The following is a 17,720-nucleotide window of genomic DNA, read 5'->3' as shown; positions in this document are numbered from 1 at the left end:
GTTCAGCTCAAGTAGCTCGGGGTGAACACGCGCCGGCCGCGCGGCCGCCGCTCACGCCGCAGGAGGCCCGCCGAGGGCGCGTCGGAGGAATCCGGCTCCGCAGACGAATCATCCGCCTCCGGCATCGTTCCGCTTTCGCCGTCGTTTGCCGTGACCTGGGCCTCGAGGTCGCGCCAGGTTCCCTCGCTCCAGCGGTCGATGCCGGCGATCCAGGCAGCGGCGCGGGCGTAGACGCGGCAGTCGAGCACCTCGTTGCGCTCGCGCAGCTTCTGCCATTCGAGGCGCTGGAAGCCGCGGCGGGTCTTGACGGTCACCAGCTGCTCGGCGACGAGCTGCTTGACCCACTCGGCCTCCGCCCCCTTCGGCAGATGGACGTAGCCGGCGGGGTACTGCGTTCCTTCGGCGAGCTCGTCCTCCGTCGGGCGGCCGAGCCGCAGGAAGCGGTAGGTCTCGCTTTTGAAGGTGGCAACCGCCACGGTCCAGAGCCGCGCGCCGCGGCGCAGCTTGCGGCCGCCTTCCGTCACGTCGACATAGCTCGGCCCGACTACGGGGGCGGCGCGGTTGAATCCCTCGACACCCTTCACCGGCGCGACCTGGGCGAAGCCAGCCTGGCGCGCCCAGGCATAGACCGCCGGCGCCTCGTAGCCGGTGTCGATGCCGAGCTTGGCGAGGCCGAGCCGCTGCCCATACGCGTGTGGCCAGGTTCGGTCGAGCAGTGCGGAGAGCTCCGCCCAGGCTTCGGCGCGCTCCGGGCCGCCGTCGATCACGATGTGATCGACGAGCCAGCTGGTGAGACCGCGGCCCCAGGCCCATATCGAGACTTCGATCCGGTCCTTCTGGACGTCGGCGCCGGCGGTCAGGAACAGCCCGCCGCCAGGCACGGTACCGATCGGCCAATCCCCCCGCCGCTCGTAGAGCCGCTGCCAGTCCGGCGCCTCGCCGGTCTCGATCCAGGTCTCGCCGAGGACACCGTTCTTGAAGCTGCGCCTGGCCTCGTCGGTGGTGGCGGCCTCCCACATGCGGGCGATCGCCTCCCAGGACAGCCAGCCGACCGGCGAGTAGAGGGCCGAGAGATGAAAGCCGATCGTCGTCGAATCGGAGGCCTCGGTCGTCGGCCGCCACTCGCCGGCGATCAGCATTGCCGTCTTGTGGTGCTCTTGAATCGCGCCGTCGCAGGCCTCGCAGAGATAGTGCGCCGTCTCCGGCCGGCCCTTGTCCCACTTGAGCCGCTCGAACCTGAGCCACTGGCGGTGGCCGCAATGCGGGCACGGCACGAAGAACCGGCGCTGGTCGGACGCCTCGTACTCCCGCTCGATGCGCGAGATCCCGTGGATCGTCGGAGTCGAGGCCATGAATACCTTGCTCCGCCAGGAGAAGGTGCGCGTGCGCGCCTCGGCGAGCGCGACCGGGTCGCCTTCCTCGTCGGCCGAGGGCGGATAGGCATCGACCTCGTCGAGGAAGAGGTAGCGCGCCGGCATCGAGCGCAGGCCGACCGCCGAGTTGGCGCCGGTGATGACCAGAAGCCCGGCCGGGAACTCCTTCGACAGCACCGTGTTGCCGGCGTCGCGCGAGCGCGCCGGCTTCACCCGCTCGCGCAGGGACGGGCTCTCGGCGATCAGCGGATCGATGCGCTGGCGCGAGAAGCGCTTGGCGAGCTCGACCGTCGGCTGGACGGCGAGCATCGGGCCCGGCGCATGATGGATGACGTAACCGATCCAGTTGTTGCCGGCCTCGGTCGCGCCCACCTGCGCCGCCTTCATGAAGACGACACGCCGCGCGGGATGCGACGGCGACAGCGCATCGACGATGGCGCGCATGTAGGGCGTGCGATCGGTGCGATAGCGCCCCGGCTCCGCCGACGCCCGCGGGCTCAGGAAGCGGTGGCGGTCCGCCCACTCAGAGACGTCGAGCAGCGGGTCCGGCGTGAGGCCGTCGCGCCACGACTGCCAAAGCTCCTCCACACCCTCGAAGGCGAACAGGTCACCGAACCGCAGGGCCGCGCTAGCGAAACTCGGGCCGGACCTCGGCGAGCTCGGCGAGGTGTGAACGGACATGCGTCTCCAGAAGCTTCTGCATGGGATGCGCCTCGACACCGAGCTCGGCCGCCATCAGGGCCGCGACCCGCGCCGGCCAGTTCGCCCAGGCGTCCCGCTCCTCGCGGGCGAGCCGGAACACGAGCCCCGTCGCCCGCGCCCGGTCGACGAGCTCGCCCTTGCGTTCCTGCAGCCGGAGCCGCGCGAGATGCGCCTTGGCGATCTCATGGGCGGTGCGCGCCTGCACGAAGGTGACGCTGCCGCTCGCAGGCAGCCCCTGCTCCTTGAGCGTCTCGCGCACCGACCCGACCGCCGCTTCGGCGACCGGCTTCAGCTTCTCCGGCTTGGCACGCGACCGCCCGGGCTCCGTCGATCGCGCCCAAGCCGCATCGGCCTTGGCGGGATCGATGGTGCCGTCCGGCTCCATCGGAATGCGGCCGGCCTTGGCGGCCTTGAGCACCGCCACATGGCTCACGCCACGGGCCCTGGCATAGGCGCGGATCGACAGTCCCAATGGAAGTCTCCGGAAGAACGGCCCGCCCAAACGACTGCCGCCGGGACGCTGGTCCCGGCGGCGTCGCTGCGGCATCGCCGATCAGTTCGGCTTGTGGCCGCGGTACTGGCTGATCAGGCGCAACACCACGTCGTCGTCGGTCTCGCCGGGCAGCCGGTGCTGCTGGAGCCGCTCCCACGTATCGCCGGCGATGGGCACCAGCCAGCTCCCATCCTGCTGCCGGGTGGCCGTCGAGCGGAACGGCAGGACCGCCTCTTCGGCGATGGCCCGGTACGTGGCGTCGCTCACCCTGATGGTCCTCGTCGCAGGACTTTCGTCGGCGTCGAGGAGCTTCCCCGTCGTCCCTTCGGGCACGCGCCCCAGGAGCTCGAGAACCTGCACCCAGGGGATGATGATGAAGGGCTTGGCAAATGCATCCGGCAGGCCCGGATGCCAGCCCTCGCGCTCCGAGCCCACGATGCCGTCCTCATTCACGCCGATCACGGTGCCGACGCGCACGCCTTCGCGCTTCCGGTACTCTTCGGTCACGCGCGGGATGTCGCGCCGCGTGATTCCCTTCCTGAGGATCAGCGCCTCGCCCGCGAGGCTGCCGATCGAGAAGACGTCGTATCCACGCTTTCCGGACATCGGCGCCTCCTCACGCCTCGATCCGGTACACGCGGCCGCGGCCATCCACCTTCTCGGACGTGACGGTCAGGCCAAGCTTCTTCTTGAGCGCGCCGGCGATGGCGCCGCGCACGGTGTGCGGCTGCCAGCCGAAGGCCTCGACGATCTCCTCGATGCTCGCGCCCTCCTTGCGCTTCAGCATCTCGATCAGGCGCGCCTGCTTGCTGCCCTCGCGCATCTTGCGCGGGGCCCCGGCGGCCTTCGTGTGCGGGGCGCGCTTGGGTGCAGCCTCGGGGGCGACGTCGACGGCGCGCATGCCGGCGTCCGTCACGACCAGCGTGCCCTTCCGGTTCTCCGCGAATCCCGCCTCGACGAGCGCCGTGATGATCTTCGTGCGCGCGCCGCCCCGGAGATTGTCGGGCCAGCGGATGGCGCGGTCCTCGCAGCCGGCGGCGGACTTCAGGAGCGACTGCTGGGTGGGTGAAAGCTCGGTCTTGGTCATCGGTGCCTCCTTGGGCAGGGCGCCGCGACCATCGCGGCGCTTCTACCACCCCGAGCCCCGGCCGCAATGCGGCACGGGGCTGAGGGCGAGGCGGCTCGATCAGGCGGAGGCATCGGCCACGATCTCGCAGTGGGTGACGAAGCCCGTGAGGTAGGGCAGCCCGCGCGGGATGCCGTATTCGCGCTCGGTGCGGCGGCCGATGGTCCAGCCCATCCAGCGGTCCACCGCGGCCTCGATGGCGGCTTTCAGATCGAGGCCCTTGAAGAGTCCGTTGGCGGCGTCGTCGGCGAAGTGGCGGCCGTGGCGGCTGTCGAGGAAGTCGCGTACGGCGGTTTCGGGGCAGCCTGTCGCGGCGGCGATCGCCGACATCGCGAGCGGCCAGGCCTCCTCCGGCCGGGCGTGGTGGCGGATGGTCCCGAAGAAGCCCCAGTCGGGGTTGGCGGTCTGAAGGATGGTGTTCGTGGCGGTCTCCATCGTCTGTGCCGCCATAGAGGCGCTGCTTCGGCCCGGAGCCAAGCGGTTAAGCGATTAATCTGATTGCTTTTTTCCGGCCCGGCCGGATCATTTGATGATCCGGGGGGACGGGGCGCGGGCGCGCCGGTCATGCCCGCCGCAGGGCCTCGAACAGCCGGCGCAGCGCGTAGGAGCGCACGATCGACATGCTCGTGAAGATCACGCCGATCAGCAGATTGTCCGCGAACGGCACGTCGAGCCCGAACAGCGGGAACACCACGACCTGGGCCAGCACCGCCGCACCGAAGCCGACCCCCACGTTGGCGATCGCCTCGACCAGCGACATGGCTCTCGATTGCTTCATGCCGCTGCCCGCTCGTCCTTCACGTCCGCAAAGGTCCGCTCACCGCCATCGAGGATCGCGGGCGACCCCGTGAACGCCTGCCACCGCTCGACGATCACGTCGCAGTAGCGTGGGTCGACCTCCAGCGCGAGACAGGCGCGCCCCGTGCTCTGGGCTGCGACGATGGTCGAGCCGCTGCCGGCGAAGGGCTCGTAGACGAGATCGCCGCGCCTGCTGTTGTTGACGATCGGCCGGCGCATGCACTCGACCGGCTTCTGCGTGCCGTGTGTCGTCGCTTCGTCCTCATCGCCGCCGCTGCCGATTGTCCACAGCGTCGACTGGTCGCGCGCACCCTGCCAGTGTCCGTTCGCGCCCTTGCGGACCGCGTAGAAGCACGGCTCGTGCTGCCAATGGTAGTCGCCGCGCCCGAGCACGAAGCGCGGTTTCGCCCAGATGATCTGCGAGCGGATCATCAGCGCGCTCGCCTCCAGACTCTCGGCGACGGTGCGCGCATGGACGCCCGCGTGCCAGACATAGGCGACGTCGCCCGGGAACAGCGCCCAGGCCTGGCGCCAGTCGGCACGGTCGTCGTTCGAGACGCGGCCGGTGCGCGCGGTCGCCGACACGCCGGCCTCGTTGCGCCAGGAGGGATCGTACTCGACCCCGTAGGGCGGGTCCGTCACCATCAGATGCGGGACCGCTCCGGCGAGCAGCCTCTCGACGTCGCTGGCGCTGGTGGCGTCGCCGCAGAGCAGGCGATGCGCGCCAAGCAGCCAGAGGTCGCCCGGGCGTGTGACGGGTTCCACAGGCGGCTCCGGGACGGCGTCCTCGCCCTCCGTCGCGCCATTGGTCCCGTTCAGGTCATCGAACAGGCGGTCGAGCTCGTCCTCGCCGAAGCCGAGGACATCGAGGTCAACCCCGTCCTCCTTCAGGCGCGCGAGCTCGGCCGCGAGCAGGGAGTCGTCCCAGCCGGCGTTGAGCGCGATCTGGTTGTCCGCGATCCGGAAGGCGCGCGCCTGGGCGTCGGTCAGATGGCCGAGCCGGATGACCGGCACCTCCGCCAGACCGAGGCGCCGGGCCGCCAGCAAGCGGCCGTGGCCGGCCACCAGCACGCCGCGCTCGTCCACGAGGCACGGGACGTTGAAGCCGAACTCCGCGATCGATCCGGCGATCTGGGCGACCTGGTCCTCCGGATGGGTCCGGGCGTTCGCCGCATAGGGCAGGAGCCGCTCGATCGGCCACTGCTCGACCTGCAGATGATCAGACCGCATCGTGAAGGTCGATGCCACGCTCGGTGGCGATCGCTTCGAAGGTCCGGCCGTCCCCGTCGAGAACGGCTTCGGTTCCGGGAAACAGCTGGCGCCAGCGTAGGAGCGCGACGTCCACATACTCGGGCGCGAGTTCGATCGCTCTCACATTCCGTCCGGTGCGCTCGCCAGCGATCAACGTGGTGCCGGATCCCGCGAAGGGCTCGAACACCACGTCACCCGCTGCCGAATAGGTGCTCATGACAAACTCGGGCAGCGCCACCGGAAACACCGCCGGGTGCTCGGTCTCGATGCCGCGCGCCTTGTGCCGCGTGATGCGCAGGACGTTGTCGGGGATGCGCGTCTCCTGGACGCCCTGGCCGGCATGAGTCCACTCGCCCACGGTGCCGTCCTTGCCCCGCATGCCGCCGTGGCTGTCGTTGATGTGCCCGGCCCACTTGCAGGGCACGATCTTGTTCGGCTTGCGCGCTAGGCGGTTGAGGTGGAATAGCAGCTCGAATGAGGGCGCGAGCCGGCCGTTCCAGTCTCCGGGAAGTCCAGGCCCCTGGTCCCAGACGTAAAGGCCGAAGCGCCGCCAGCCCTGGGCTCGCATCCAGGCGAGCCAGGCTTCCCAATAAGGTTGCCACTCGTTGTCGCGATGGACGAGGCCGAGATTGACGAGCACCTGGCCGTCTTCCGCCATCGCCTCATCGAGGTGGCAGAAGACGCCGCGCATCAGCGCATCCCAGTCGCCGATCCCGCCAGTCGTGTAATTCCGCTGGTTGCCGTAGGGCGGACTGGTAAACAGCAGCGACGCGCGCTCGCCATTCATCACGCGTGCGACAACGGCAGCATCGGTGCTGTCGCCGCAGAGCAGCCAGTGATCGCCGAGCTGCCAGCGATCGCCCGGCCGGGTGACCGGATTGCGCGGAGGCTCGGGCGCTTCGTCCGCGGCGTCGCCGTTCTCGCCAGTGTCGCCACCCGGCGACATCGCCTCCGTGTCGTCGAGCGGCGCCATCAGCCGGTCGAGCTCGGCCTCGTCGAAGCCGGTGAGCGCCAAGTCGAAGCCTTCGCCGTTCAATGCATGCAGCTCGGCGGCGAGCAGCTCCTCGTTCCAGCCGGCGTTGAGCGCCAGCTTGTTGTCCGCGATCACGTAGGCCCGGCGCTGCGCCTCGCTCAGGTGGTCGAGCACCACGACCGGCACGGCATCGAGCCCGAGACGGCGGGCTGCCTCGAGGCGGCCGTGCCCGGCGATCACCGTGCCGTCGCCCGCGACCAGCACCGGGCTGGTCCAGCCGAACTCGACGATGCTCGCTGCGATCTGCGCCACCTGCTCGTCCGAGTGCGTGCGCGGGTTGCGTGCGTAGGCGCGCAGCCGGTCGAGCGGCCAATGCTCGACGCTGTCGGGCAGCCGTGGCGACATGGACCTCGGAATCCGGAAGGACAGGGTGGTAACCGGAGGGTGGTAACTGCCGGGGACGGTTACCGGGGCGCGGCTCCCATTCGGGAGGCGCGCCAAGCCCGCGCGAACACGGGCTTAATTCGTGCGACGGGCGGCCGGCTCGGTGGTAACTGGTAACTCAGATTCCGCCGCTGGCGGTGGCGAACTTCCGGGCCATTGCCGCCAGCATACGCTCTCGGCCAGGGAGGACCCGTGCTCGGCGCCGATCGGCGGCGTCCGCGCGCGGCTCACCTGAGCATGACCGAAATCTACGCCGATCCGACCGATTTTGTCCGAGCGAAAAGTGTCCGCCGGACACCTTTCTCTTTGCTTCTCAAGACTTCGCCGCTCCGGTCATCTCGATCACTTTGCGCCGCGAATGATTACGATTGAGCCGCCGCCCATTAAGCCGCCAGGCAATGACACAGAGCGCATAGTGCCAGTGCTCGTGGGCGGCGGAGCGCTGCAGCCCCACCGTCCAGCAGATGGTCTTCCAGCGCTCGCCGAAGGCGCGCATCCAGACGATCTTGCCGTCGACGGGGGCGAGCCCGACGGTCCAGGTCAGCGTCTCCTCCATGCGGCTGATCGCTGCGGGGGACGGCAGCACACGCATCGGCCTGGGCTCCTGTCCCACCAGATCGCTGAACTCGTAGATGATCCGTGGCCAGAGATTGTAATAGCCCTGCAACTTCGGCTCGGGCAGCCGCTTGAGCACGCTTGCCGCCTCGGCGAGCCGCTCCTCGACCAGCGACGGCGTCCAGTGCGTCTCAGCCATGGCGCGCCTCCTGGGATGCGCGCCGGCCATAGAGCTTCTCGCCGAGCTGGCGGATGAGCTCGCGCTCGGGCCAGGTGAGCCGTTGGTCCTCGGCGCTCACCACCAGCAGGCCTTGCTCGCGCCAGCCCTCGCGCTTGATCTCCTCGGCGGATCGGCGCTCGCCGCCATAGCCCTTCGGGAACCACCTCACCGCGCCACCTCTCGCAGGACGGCGGCATAGCCGGCGACATCGACCATGCTGTCGAGGTGCGCCGGATCGTGCGCGAGGCGCGCGAGCTTCAGCTCGATGAGGCAGAGCGCCACCTGAGCCGGCGTCACGGTGTGCCCGAGACTGAGCGACCAGCGCTTCGCGATCGCTTCCATGCTGGTGCGGGGACAGCCGTAGGTCTCACGCCGATTGGCGACCACCGCGGCCGCGTGCTTCAGCAGCATCTCGGCGGTCATCGCACGCCTCCGCCCGTCTCGATCGCCCAGAGCAGGATGGCGATGGCGTCGGCCTCGTTGTCGTCGGCGGGCGCAAAGCCGCGTGCGCGGACGGCGGCCAGCACCGCCGCCTTGTCCGCGTTGCCCTTGCCGGTGACGTGGCGCTTGATGGTGCCGACGGGCACACCCTCGTAGGCAACGCCCCTCTGCTCGCACCACGCGGTCAGTGTCGCCAGAAAGCCGCCATAGAGATGCGCCGCATCGGTTCCGACATGCCGCCGGACTTCCTCGAAGTAGACCGCGCCGGGACCACCGGCATCGGCGGCAAGGCTGTCGAGCCAGCTGCGGAAGCGCAGGTAGCGCATGCCACCGCCGTCATAGCGGCTCGGGCGGAAGGAGACGGCGCCACTGTGAATGGCTCCGTCGGCCATGCGCACGGCCCACCCCATGGTGGTGCCGAGGTCGAGAGAGAGGATGGCGCTGAGCGGCGGCGCCATGCCGACCGCCGGCAGGCTTGCATCCGCACACGCCGCGGTCAGAGTCGTCGAAGCCATGATGGTCTCCGTGATCGGGATCGTTGTGGTCAGGACGGCGACGGTCTGGTTCTTGGCGGAGCTGGCCGTCGTCGTCCGCTCGGCTCGGGATCACCGATCGGCAGGAGGATCGCGGCCTCGCTGCCGTCGCGGCGCGCTCGTCGCCACAAGGGTCAGCGTCGATGACCGGCGACGGCGGAGATGTTTGGAAGGGCGGGCGATCTTCGCCAGTGGCCACAGTTGCCACATCGGAATTTCATGTGGCCACTGATAAGCCCTTGAAGACAAAGGCGAGTGGCCACAGTTGCCACACTTTCCACTTCCTAGAGATAAAATTGACGCGCGACCCCTCCGCACCTTCCCGCAAGAACGGAATACCCTCTCTTCCCCTATATCTGTCCCCCGGCTGTGGCCACTGTGGAAAGTGTGGCAACTGCCCTTGTTCATCAACGCGTTAGCAGTGGCCACAGCGATATTCCGTGTGGCAACTGTGGCCACTGAAATGCCTGCTCGGGCGGCCGCTGCGGGCGGAGTGGCCACAGGTGCCACAGTGGCCACATGATCGAGGGAGGCGGCACTGGCCACAGGTGCCACAATGGCCACACGCCTAGGCGTGGCCACACTGGCCACAGTTGCCACAGCGCGCGCGCACGGATGGGCGCGCACCGTCATGCGTCGTCCTCCTGCATTCCGTGATCGACCCAGGCCGAGCGGCGGCCGAACTCGGAGCGCTTGAGCGCGTAGGCGTCGATGCGACCGATCTTCGGGACCCACCGCACGGTGGCGCGCCGCTGATCCTGGCGCGTCGCCAGCAGGTCCCGGTCGGCGAGCGCCTTGACGATCTGCTGGGTCTTCAGCGTCTCACCCGCTGCTTCGCGCAGGCGCTGCGCGGGCACATAGATGGCCGCGTCGTCGTACCAGGCGACGGCCTCGCGGTTGTTCAGCTTGCGGTCGAAGCTCTCGACGCCGATGTCGACGGATTTGATGGTGACGTCCCAGCGTTCCGCGATCCAGGCGCGCAGGCTCGCGATGCCCTGCTCGTCGGGGGTGAGCGCCTCGGCATCGGAGGATTTCTCGAAGCGCTCCCAGGCCCAGCGGACCGGCGCTTCGATGTCGATCGACCAGGGCAGCAGATCGAAGTCCTGGGCGAGCCTGCCGGCGACGAGCGGGAGAGCAAGGCAGGTCGCGGCCCGGAGCCGTGCGGAATCGGCACGGTCGCCTGCAAGCTCGCGCGCCTGTTCGAGAATGCGGTCGCGCAGCGCGTCGGGCGCATGGTGCAGCCTGGCCGCGACCAGCCGCTCGACGAAGGCGGGGCCGGCATGGCCGCAGTGGCTCTCGGCGTCGGCGATCGCCTTGAGCCTGGCCGCCGGCACCGAGCGGTCCACTTCCGTCACGTCGACGTCGAGGATGCGCACCGCCATGCCGGCGATCCAGGACGCGCCGTCGGCGCGCACCTTCTCCTCCAGGGAGCACTCGCTGGAGAGCAGCGCATAGGTCGACCAGGCATAGCGCTGCTTGAGGATGGCGCCGGCCGTCATGCGCGCCTTCCCCTGGCCGCCGGCGATGGCGTAGATGAGCTTGGCGATTGCCCGGCCGTCGGCATGGGCGAGCTCGTCGAGGGCAAGGACGGTGCCGCTCGCCGCCTGGGCGAAGACCTCGATGGCGTTCTCGGTCGAGCGCATCGACTGGAGCAGTCCGGCACCGATGGCTGTCGAGGTCCAGGCGGACACGGCGAGGCGCTGGGCGGTGGTCTTGCCGCTCGACGAGAGGCCGGAAAGATTGATGCCGCAGCTGTCGAGGCCGGCGAGCGACTGCACGACACCGCAGAATCCCGCGAGCACGCCGAGGAGGAAGTGCGGACAGCCCTTCACCGATGCCGCGGCGGCCGCCGCGGCCTTCCAGCCGTCGAGGCTGCCGCGCACGGTGTCGTAGCGGGCGTTGGCGACGAGCTCCAGCGTGGAGGCCGGCGCATCACCGATCGCCCGGCCCGCCGGCGTCACGAAGAGCGGGCGGTCGCAGCCATCGAGCCGATGCCAGCCGGGCCGGCTGACGACGAGGATCTCGTCTCGCGGATCGGCCGCCTTGAGCACCGCCAGCGCGACCTGGTCGCCATCGCCATAGGTGCGCAGGCCCGCGGCGAAGAGGGCGGAGCGTATCTCCTGCGCACCCTGGCGGGCGAGGCCGGCGCGCGGCAAGTCGACGGCGCGCGGCTCGCCCTGCATGTCGCGCACGAGCAGGCGCAGACCATAGGTCCCCTCCTGGTCGAGATAGCGCAGCCGGGCGGGGATGCCGAAGGGGCTCGCGACCACGCGCCAGATGGTGTGGCCATCCTTGTCCTTGCCGGCATTGCGGTGGACGAGGACATCGCCCTTGCGCGTGCGGAAGTAGCGCAGCTCGACACCCTCGATGAAGGGCAGCGGATAGGTTGCGGCGGTGCGCGCAACCTCGTCGGGTTCCGGCGCCGTGGCACCGATGACGGGGTCCATTTCAAGCTGCTGAGTGCCTTCGCCGCCGGCGTGCAAGGGACTGTCTCCGCCCCATGCCACGGCGGCATCGATCGCGGTCCTGACCGCTTCCGGGCCGTCGCGCAGGAGCAGGTCGTTGAAATCGTCGCCCTCGCGGGGCGGCAGCGCGATGGAGACCTGGCGGCCCTCCATCGCAAGCTTCGCGGCGGCTGCCTCGGCTGCGCGGCGCCCGGCGTCGTCGTGGTCGGCGAGCAGCACAGCACGCGCGATGCCGGTCGGCAGCTCGACGCTCTCCATGCCGGAGGCGGACAACGTCGCCCAGGCTGGCAGATCAGGGCATGCGGACATCACGGCGAGCGCCGTCTCGATGCCCTCCGTCAGAGCGATGAGGCCATTCTGCGGTTCGGCCAGCCGCACCGCGCCGCCGCCGACCGGCCCGAGCGTCTTGCGCGCAGGCGCGACGTCGGCCTTGGCGGGCTTCTCTGGGTCGAGATAGGTGCGATGGAGCGCGATCTGCGCGCCACCGGCGTTGCGCACGATGGCGACCATGCCGGGAAAGCCGCGCTTCGCCTCCCAGTGCGCGAGATCGTCATGGAAGAGGAGGTCGGACGAGGGCGGCAGCGCGAGGCCGCGGGCGGCGAGATATGCTGCCGCATGCGTGCCGTCGATCGGCCGTGCGCCCGACAGGATGAAGGCGATCTCGCGCGCCAGGTCGTCGGATGATTGGCGCGGAGCCTTCTTTCTCGGGCGTGCCGCAAATGGGGCTTCGCCCGCCAGCTCGGCCGCATAGGCGAACAGCTGGTGCCCGGCATAGCCGGTCGCCTCTGCAAGCGTGCTCAGGGGCCCGCCGCCACTGCCGCCGTCGAAGTCGATCCAGTCCCCGGCACGCTCGCCCTTGAGCGCGATGACGCAGGAGCCGTTCTTGCGCGGGGCATCGCCACGGATGTTGGCGAGCCGCCATTCGTCGCCTTCCCGCCTCCCGTTCGGGAAATGCTGCGGCACCCAGATCGCTGCGCTGTCCCGCAGGCGCGCGGCGATCGCATCGAGATCGAATCGGGGTAGCGGGGCGCTCGCGTCGTTGAGATCGATCATGCGCGCGCCTCAATCGAGGATCACGAGGCCGCGCTCGGCGCGGGTGATGGCGGTGTAGAGCCAGCGGGCGCGGTCCTCGGCGGTGCGCGCGAGACCGTCGTCGAAGACGATCACATTCTCCCATTGCGAGCCCTGGGACTTGTGGCAGGTGATGGCCCAGCCCCACACCGCTTCGATCAGCGTCTTCTTCTTCCAGTGATCGCGCCGCTCGCGCTCGCGGTCGGGCGCGACGTGCTCATCGAAATGCCCCTTGTAGATGCGGAAACGCTCGCGCGTGCCGTTGGCGCCGCCGATCTTCTCGCCATCCTCGGTGTCGATGACGGCGGTGAAGGAGAGCTCGTCCTCGTCCTCGATCTCGGTGAGGTCGAGGAACATGCCGTTGACGAGGCCGAGGTCGTTGCGGTTCTTGAGGCAGATGATCTTCTCGCCGTGCCCGATGGGATAGACGCCCTCGAAGCCGGCCGCGCGCTTCATGGCAAGGTTGAGCTGGATGCGGGTCGCGTTCCTGCCACAGATGACCTGTCCGCCGCGCAGCATCTGCTCGGGCGCGATATCCTGCCTGCGCATCTTCCACACGAAGGCGTCGTGCTCGCCGTAGGGGATCGGCGTGCCTTCGCGCGCGAGCGTGGCCAGGCGGATGATGGCGCTGTCGCCCGCCTGCCGGTGCACCTCGGTGAGGAGGACGTCGGGCGCATCCTTGGTGAAGGCGCCTTCGCCCTTGACCGGCGGGAGCTGACCGGGATCGCCCAGCACCAGGATCGGCTTGCCGAAGGCGAGGAGGTCGCGTGCCATGTCGTCGCCCACCATCGACACCTCGTCGAGCACGAGAAGCTTGGCCTCGCGGAGCGCGGACTGCTCGTTCAGCACAAAGCGCGGCTTGTGGATGTCGGCAAGGCGGAGCTCGAGCGAACGCAGCTGCGAGTCCGCAAACAGGCGCTCGGCGGTGCCCATGGCGGGTAGCTTCGCCTTGAGGTCGGCGATCTCCTGCTTGATCCGCTCGATCTCGGCCGGCGTCGCCTCCGAGACGCGGTAGATCAGCGAATGGATGGTCGAGGCCGGCGTCCCCTTGCGGGTCATGACCAGCGCCGCCTTGCCGGTGAACGCGGCGTAGAGGACGCCCCCGTCCAATCCCAGCTCGGCAATCGCGTGCTTCGTGATCGTCGTCTTTCCGGTCCCTGCATAGCCGAAGACCCGGAACACCTGGTTCTCCGCCGTGCGGTTCGTGAACCAGTCTTTGATGGCCTCGATGGCCTTCGCCTGGAGCGCGGAGGGCGTGAAGGTCATGGCGCGCCCTCCCAGCAGCGTTGCTGATAAGGACACAGACGGCAGAGATAGAAGTCGGGCGCCGTAGCGATGCGCGGCGGCAGCTCGCCTGCTTCCGCGGCACGGATGATCTCGACCGCCTTGTTGGAGAGCGCCTGGGCCTCAGCCGCATCGAAGGCGACGGCTTCGTGATAGAGCGCCTGGGTGTCCTTGTTGATCGCGGTGAAAAGCGCGACCGCGAGCTCCATGTAGGCCATGTAGAGCTGGACCTGCGCGAAGTAGATCGGCTTCGAGACCGCCAGGCCCCGCTTGACCAGGTCGTTCCAGGATTTGGCGTTGAGCGCCTTGTGCTCCCAGAGAGCCGGCCAGGCGATGCCGACATCGGGCCCGCCGACGATGACGCCGTCGATATGGCCGCGCAGCCGGCCGCCGGCGGCCGAGAAGCCGAACTGGCCGCCGTCGCGGCGCTCTGTCCAGAGATCGAAGCCCGCGGCACGCAGCCAGCCGATCGAGAGCGTCTCGAAGCGATGACCGGCCTCGAAGATGCGCAAAATGGTGCCATCGGACTCGCGGCCCTCGTCCGGCGGTGCATGGCTGATCTCATAGACGAGCCGGCGCGCACAGGGCTCGCCGATGCGGCTTCCGCCGAGATAGTCGCGTGGAGCCTGCCGGCGATGGCGCTTGACGAGGGCGCCGTCGACAAGCGCATTGATGCGGGTCGCCGTCCCGCCGGTGATGGTGCCGCCATAGACGGCGCCCGAGCCGTGGTTCAGATCGATCATGCGCTGCGCTCCCAGAAGCCGCCGGCTTCAGCGATGCAGTGCAGCTTGTATTCCTGTGCGGGCGTCAGACGGGCGCGATCGCCATAGGCGTCGAGCTTTTCGCGCAGGCTGGCGCAGAATTCGATCTCGAACTCCGTCTCGGCGTTGGCTTCTGCCGCCGCGAGCAGCGCCAGCCAGTTTCTGGCCGGACCGTCATGGTTCAGATCCATCATGGCGGCCGGCCTCCTCAAAAAGGGATGGGATCGTTCAGCTCGTCGCTGCGCGTCCCTTCCTCGGACTGGCGGCGCATCGACTCCTGGAACCCATCGATGCAGGCCTCGATAATGCGGTCGATCTCGGCCGCGCTGCGGTCATGAAAGGGCGCCATCAGGCCGAGCTCGGTGAGCGCCTCGGCCAGGAAGCGGCGGGCATCCTTGATCGCGCGGATCTCCATCTCGGTCTTGTCGATCATTCCGTTGTTCCTGTTCGCGAGGGCCGAACCGGCGTCGAGGCAGCGCATTGAGCAGAAGCGGTGGTGCGGAAATCGGTCCCACTGCAGCCGGTGGACGTAGCCGAAGCCGCGCGCCTCACGCCCGCACAGGGCGCAGGGCTCTACCCGAGCAAGAGCCGGGTCAGGTCCTCGTAGCCGGTGGGCTGCTCCTTGATCCGCCGCGAGGCCAGGACGATGAAGCGGGAGATCGCATTCGAGGCCATGGCCTCGAGGTCGGCCATGGTGAGGGCGGCGATGGGCTGATTGAGCCTTCCGCGCCCTTCGAGCCATTTGCCGACCTCCTTTGCCGCTTCGCGCGTCACGTGCGCCTGCCACTCGTCATCGGTCATGGCGGTCAGCTGTTGAGCCAGGCGGGCCCGGTGGGTTTGCCGGCGGGCTGCGGCGGCGTGGACGCACCTGCGTTGGCCCAGGCCGGGGCGGCGGCCTGTGCCGGCGGCTGGGTGGGAGCCGCCTGGTTCCAGGCCGGCTGCGCCGCCGGCGCAGCAGATTTCGGGCGGGCGCGGGTGCTCGGGCTCGCAGGCAGGACCTCGCCGTCCATCACCTTGCGCCATTCCGGCTCGCTCGGCAGGACCACGCGGTCGAGCTTGTTGCTGTCGCCGTAGCGGGGGTCCTCGGAGGGCTCGATCTTGATCTTGGCGACGAAGGTGATGCCGCCCAAGTCGGCGAGACCGCGCAGGATGCGCTTCGCCTTCGCCGCCTCGCTCATGTCGGCGGGATCGAGGCCGAGCGCCGAGTCGATCATGGCGCGGAAGGTGCTCTTGGAGATCTTCCAGCCGATCGAGACGCCATGCTCGTCCACCTTGCCACCCTGGACGGTGAACATCTGCCAGAACTTGCGCCGGGCATGCGGTCCCTCGGTCACGGTGAACTCGCAGTCGAGCATGAGCACGTCGCTGCCGGGCGAGTTCGAGGCCTTGAGCAGGCCGCGATCGATCTCGGCTTGGCCGTCCGTGCCGCCCTTGCGGATCGCCATCGCCACCTTGGCGAAGGTGCCGTCCGGGATGAGCTCGCCGGTCTTCTGGGGCTCGGCGTCGTTCATGTCGAAGGTCATGGGATTCATCCTTTCGTGGTCGCGTTGATCTTGGAGAGGAGGGCGCCGAGGTCTGGGGGCTCGGTTACGTCGAGGCGGCCGGAGCGGTCCTTGGCGGGGAGGCCAAAGGGATTGCCGGCGCGGCAGACCAGGCGCCGGGTCTCGCCGCGCTCCGGCTCGTGCCGCCAGCTGTCGCCGTCGGCGCTGAAGAAGCTCATGCTGATAACCTGATCGACGATGCCCGGCAGCTCGCGGCCTGCCTTGCCGCCCTCCATCTGCGGCTGCCAGACGGCGCGGCTGAGCTCGTCAGTGACCTTCTCCAGGATCCCGACGAAGATCACGGTCTTCGCCTGCGCGTGCTGCAGGTGCTTCAGAAGCCCGATGACCTCGCGCGCGAGCAGCCCGTAGGCGCCGCGGGTATCGGGCTTGCCGGTCTTCTCCGAGAAGGCCTCCGGCCGCATCCGCGCCCACGCCATCGCCTGGCGCGTCAGGTCCGTGATGCTGTCGACGAAGATGATCCGCTTGGAGGCGATCAGGCGGACCAGATTCGGATTGGTCGCCGCCAGGTGCTGGTAGTGGGCCTCCGAGAAGAACCCGTCCGGCGGCACTGCGGGATCGACGCCGCCCACGAGGCAGCCGATGTCGATCGCGTCGGCGAAAGTGCGCACGGGGATGCTGTCGCCGGGCCAGTCCTGGACCGACTTCATGCCCGCTTCGAGATCGATACAGAGCGTCTCGCGCGCGGGCAGCGTCTTCAGCAGCGAGGTCTTGCCGACACCGCTCGGCCCGAAGATCGCGAGGGTGGTCTTGTTGTTGGCTTCGGCCAGACGCTCGTCGGCCGTGACGATCTTGAGCGCCATCATGCTCCTCCCTGGATCCGGGCGATGCCGTCGAGCCACCGCTCGAGGCGGTCAGCTGTTTCGCGGGCCATGCGGGCTTCGCGGCGGAGCCGAACCAACTGCTCCGCTGGCAGAGCGAGCAGATCGCGCACCGGCATGTGCCGGACGTCGTCGAGTGCCGGTCGGGCCGTCATCGCGCACACGTCCTGGCGGCGCGCATGCCCGCCTTGATCGCGAGATAGGCCATGCGGCCATCGTCGAGCCGCTGCTGCACGGCGATCAGCATCTCCTGCCCGGCCAGCGCCATGACGCGATCGGCGACGCGGCCGAGTGCCTCGCGCGCGCCTGCGGCCAGGCCCGAGGTCTCCCGCGCGCGATCCACTGCCAGGTGGCCGATGTGATAGGTGAAGCGCTCGCCGGGCCGGGCCGTCTCGAACCAGCCGAACAGCGCGGCTTCGCTGGTGACGATGGTGCGGATGGGCTCGGGGATCTTCATCCCCATTGAAATACCGGCTCGCGCTGCGGGCACCAATTCGAATGATTTCGCGCGGTTTCGCCCGCGAACCGGAGAGAAAACAAAGTTATCCGTGCGGGATTCCGCGAAATCGCGACTCTGAAGACCTGCCGTCATCGGCCTGCCTCCTGCCGCTTCTCGTCTTCGAAGGCCTCGACATCTTCGAGTCGATAGACGACGCGCCCGCCGATCTTGAGATATCGCGGCCCCTGGCCGAGCCAGCGCCAGCGCTCCAGCGTGCGCGGGCTGATCCGCCAGCGCTGGGCAAGTTCAACTTGGGTGAGATGTCGGACGGTCACGCTCCTCTCCTTCGGCCTTCAACGAAAACCTGCGGAGAGGATGGTCCTGCGGAGTAACGCTGTCCGCAGGACCGGC

23 protein-coding genes are annotated in these 17,720 nt (G+C 69.0%); all 23 read right to left on the bottom strand.

The window, feature by feature from the left end:
- Positions 1-2 precede the first annotated feature (2 nt).
- Positions 3-2,054, bottom strand: a complete 2,052-nt coding sequence (locus AB1781_10065; GenBank protein ID MEW5704911.1) for a phage terminase large subunit family protein — start codon at positions 2,052-2,054, stop codon at positions 3-5.
- Entirely contained in the window at positions 2,002-2,547 is a 546-nt protein-coding gene (locus AB1781_10060) for an elements of external origin (protein MEW5704910.1), read from the bottom strand. Before AB1781_10060 ends, AB1781_10065 begins: the two co-directional genes overlap by 53 nt.
- Positions 2,548-2,628: 81 nt before the next feature.
- Positions 2,629-3,174: a hypothetical protein gene (locus AB1781_10055; protein ID MEW5704909.1), complete on the bottom strand. Its 546-nt coding sequence runs from the start codon at positions 3,172-3,174 to the stop codon at positions 2,629-2,631.
- Positions 3,175-3,184: 10 nt separating this feature from the next.
- Positions 3,185-3,655 carry a DUF3489 domain-containing protein gene (locus AB1781_10050; protein ID MEW5704908.1) on the bottom strand — a complete coding sequence of 157 codons (471 nt, stop codon included), beginning with the start codon at positions 3,653-3,655 and terminating at the stop codon, positions 3,185-3,187.
- A gap of 99 nt (positions 3,656-3,754) precedes the next feature.
- Positions 3,755-4,144, bottom strand: a complete 390-nt coding sequence (locus AB1781_10045) for a hypothetical protein (GenBank protein ID MEW5704907.1) — start codon at positions 4,142-4,144, stop codon at positions 3,755-3,757.
- Positions 4,145-4,256: 112 nt separating this feature from the next.
- Positions 4,257-4,472, bottom strand: coding sequence for a hypothetical protein (locus tag AB1781_10040; protein ID MEW5704906.1), 216 nt, complete (start codon positions 4,470-4,472; stop codon positions 4,257-4,259).
- Complete coding sequence (locus AB1781_10035) at positions 4,469-5,722, bottom strand: DNA methyltransferase (GenBank protein MEW5704905.1); 1,254 nt, start codon at positions 5,720-5,722, stop codon at positions 4,469-4,471. Before AB1781_10035 ends, AB1781_10040 begins: the two co-directional genes overlap by 4 nt.
- Positions 5,712-7,121 (bottom strand): site-specific DNA-methyltransferase, encoded by a 1,410-nt coding sequence (locus AB1781_10030; protein MEW5704904.1) that lies wholly within the window; start codon positions 7,119-7,121, stop codon positions 5,712-5,714. Before AB1781_10030 ends, AB1781_10035 begins: the two co-directional genes overlap by 11 nt.
- Positions 7,122-7,473: 352 nt before the next feature.
- Positions 7,474-7,914: a DUF6362 family protein gene (locus tag AB1781_10025; GenBank protein ID MEW5704903.1), complete on the bottom strand. Its 441-nt coding sequence runs from the start codon at positions 7,912-7,914 to the stop codon at positions 7,474-7,476.
- A complete protein-coding gene (locus AB1781_10020; GenBank protein MEW5704902.1) occupies positions 7,907-8,104 on the bottom strand; it encodes a hypothetical protein in 198 nt (65 codons plus the stop codon). The genes AB1781_10025 and AB1781_10020 overlap by 8 nt, the downstream gene beginning before the upstream one ends.
- Positions 8,101-8,358, bottom strand: a complete 258-nt coding sequence (locus AB1781_10015) for a DUF6378 domain-containing protein (GenBank protein MEW5704901.1) — start codon at positions 8,356-8,358, stop codon at positions 8,101-8,103. Before AB1781_10015 ends, AB1781_10020 begins: the two co-directional genes overlap by 4 nt.
- Positions 8,355-8,834: a hypothetical protein gene (locus AB1781_10010; GenBank protein MEW5704900.1), complete on the bottom strand. Its 480-nt coding sequence runs from the start codon at positions 8,832-8,834 to the stop codon at positions 8,355-8,357. The genes AB1781_10015 and AB1781_10010 overlap by 4 nt, the downstream gene beginning before the upstream one ends.
- A gap of 704 nt (positions 8,835-9,538) precedes the next feature.
- On the bottom strand, positions 9,539-12,427 hold the full coding sequence (locus tag AB1781_10005; GenBank protein ID MEW5704899.1) for a DUF927 domain-containing protein: 2,889 nt from the start codon (positions 12,425-12,427) through the stop codon (positions 9,539-9,541).
- Between the two features lie 9 nt (positions 12,428-12,436).
- Entirely contained in the window at positions 12,437-13,711 is a 1,275-nt protein-coding gene (locus AB1781_10000; protein ID MEW5704898.1) for an AAA family ATPase, read from the bottom strand.
- Positions 13,708-14,472: a hypothetical protein gene (locus AB1781_09995; protein ID MEW5704897.1), complete on the bottom strand. Its 765-nt coding sequence runs from the start codon at positions 14,470-14,472 to the stop codon at positions 13,708-13,710. The genes AB1781_10000 and AB1781_09995 overlap by 4 nt, the downstream gene beginning before the upstream one ends.
- Positions 14,469-14,684 (bottom strand): hypothetical protein, encoded by a 216-nt coding sequence (locus AB1781_09990; GenBank protein MEW5704896.1) that lies wholly within the window; start codon positions 14,682-14,684, stop codon positions 14,469-14,471. Before AB1781_09990 ends, AB1781_09995 begins: the two co-directional genes overlap by 4 nt.
- Before the next feature lie 14 nt (positions 14,685-14,698).
- On the bottom strand, positions 14,699-14,923 hold the full coding sequence (locus AB1781_09985; GenBank protein ID MEW5704895.1) for a DUF6511 domain-containing protein: 225 nt from the start codon (positions 14,921-14,923) through the stop codon (positions 14,699-14,701).
- A gap of 140 nt (positions 14,924-15,063) precedes the next feature.
- Positions 15,064-15,291 (bottom strand): hypothetical protein, encoded by a 228-nt coding sequence (locus AB1781_09980; protein MEW5704894.1) that lies wholly within the window; start codon positions 15,289-15,291, stop codon positions 15,064-15,066.
- 5 nt (positions 15,292-15,296) lie between these two features.
- Complete coding sequence (locus AB1781_09975) at positions 15,297-16,013, bottom strand: hypothetical protein (protein MEW5704893.1); 717 nt, start codon at positions 16,011-16,013, stop codon at positions 15,297-15,299.
- A 5-nt stretch (positions 16,014-16,018) separates the two neighbouring features.
- Positions 16,019-16,852 (bottom strand): ATP-binding protein, encoded by an 834-nt coding sequence (locus AB1781_09970; GenBank protein ID MEW5704892.1) that lies wholly within the window; start codon positions 16,850-16,852, stop codon positions 16,019-16,021.
- On the bottom strand, positions 16,852-17,025 hold the full coding sequence (locus AB1781_09965; protein ID MEW5704891.1) for a hypothetical protein: 174 nt from the start codon (positions 17,023-17,025) through the stop codon (positions 16,852-16,854). Before AB1781_09965 ends, AB1781_09970 begins: the two co-directional genes overlap by 1 nt.
- Entirely contained in the window at positions 17,022-17,462 is a 441-nt protein-coding gene (locus AB1781_09960) for a hypothetical protein (GenBank protein MEW5704890.1), read from the bottom strand. Before AB1781_09960 ends, AB1781_09965 begins: the two co-directional genes overlap by 4 nt.
- Positions 17,459-17,644: a helix-turn-helix domain-containing protein gene (locus AB1781_09955; protein MEW5704889.1), complete on the bottom strand. Its 186-nt coding sequence runs from the start codon at positions 17,642-17,644 to the stop codon at positions 17,459-17,461. The genes AB1781_09960 and AB1781_09955 overlap by 4 nt, the downstream gene beginning before the upstream one ends.
- Between the last annotated feature and the right edge of the window lie 76 nt (positions 17,645-17,720).

Source organism: Pseudomonadota bacterium (genome assembly GCA_040752895.1).
In the GTDB taxonomy this organism is placed as follows: Bacteria; Pseudomonadota; Alphaproteobacteria.
This window is presented reverse-complemented; position numbering and strand designations above follow the sequence as displayed.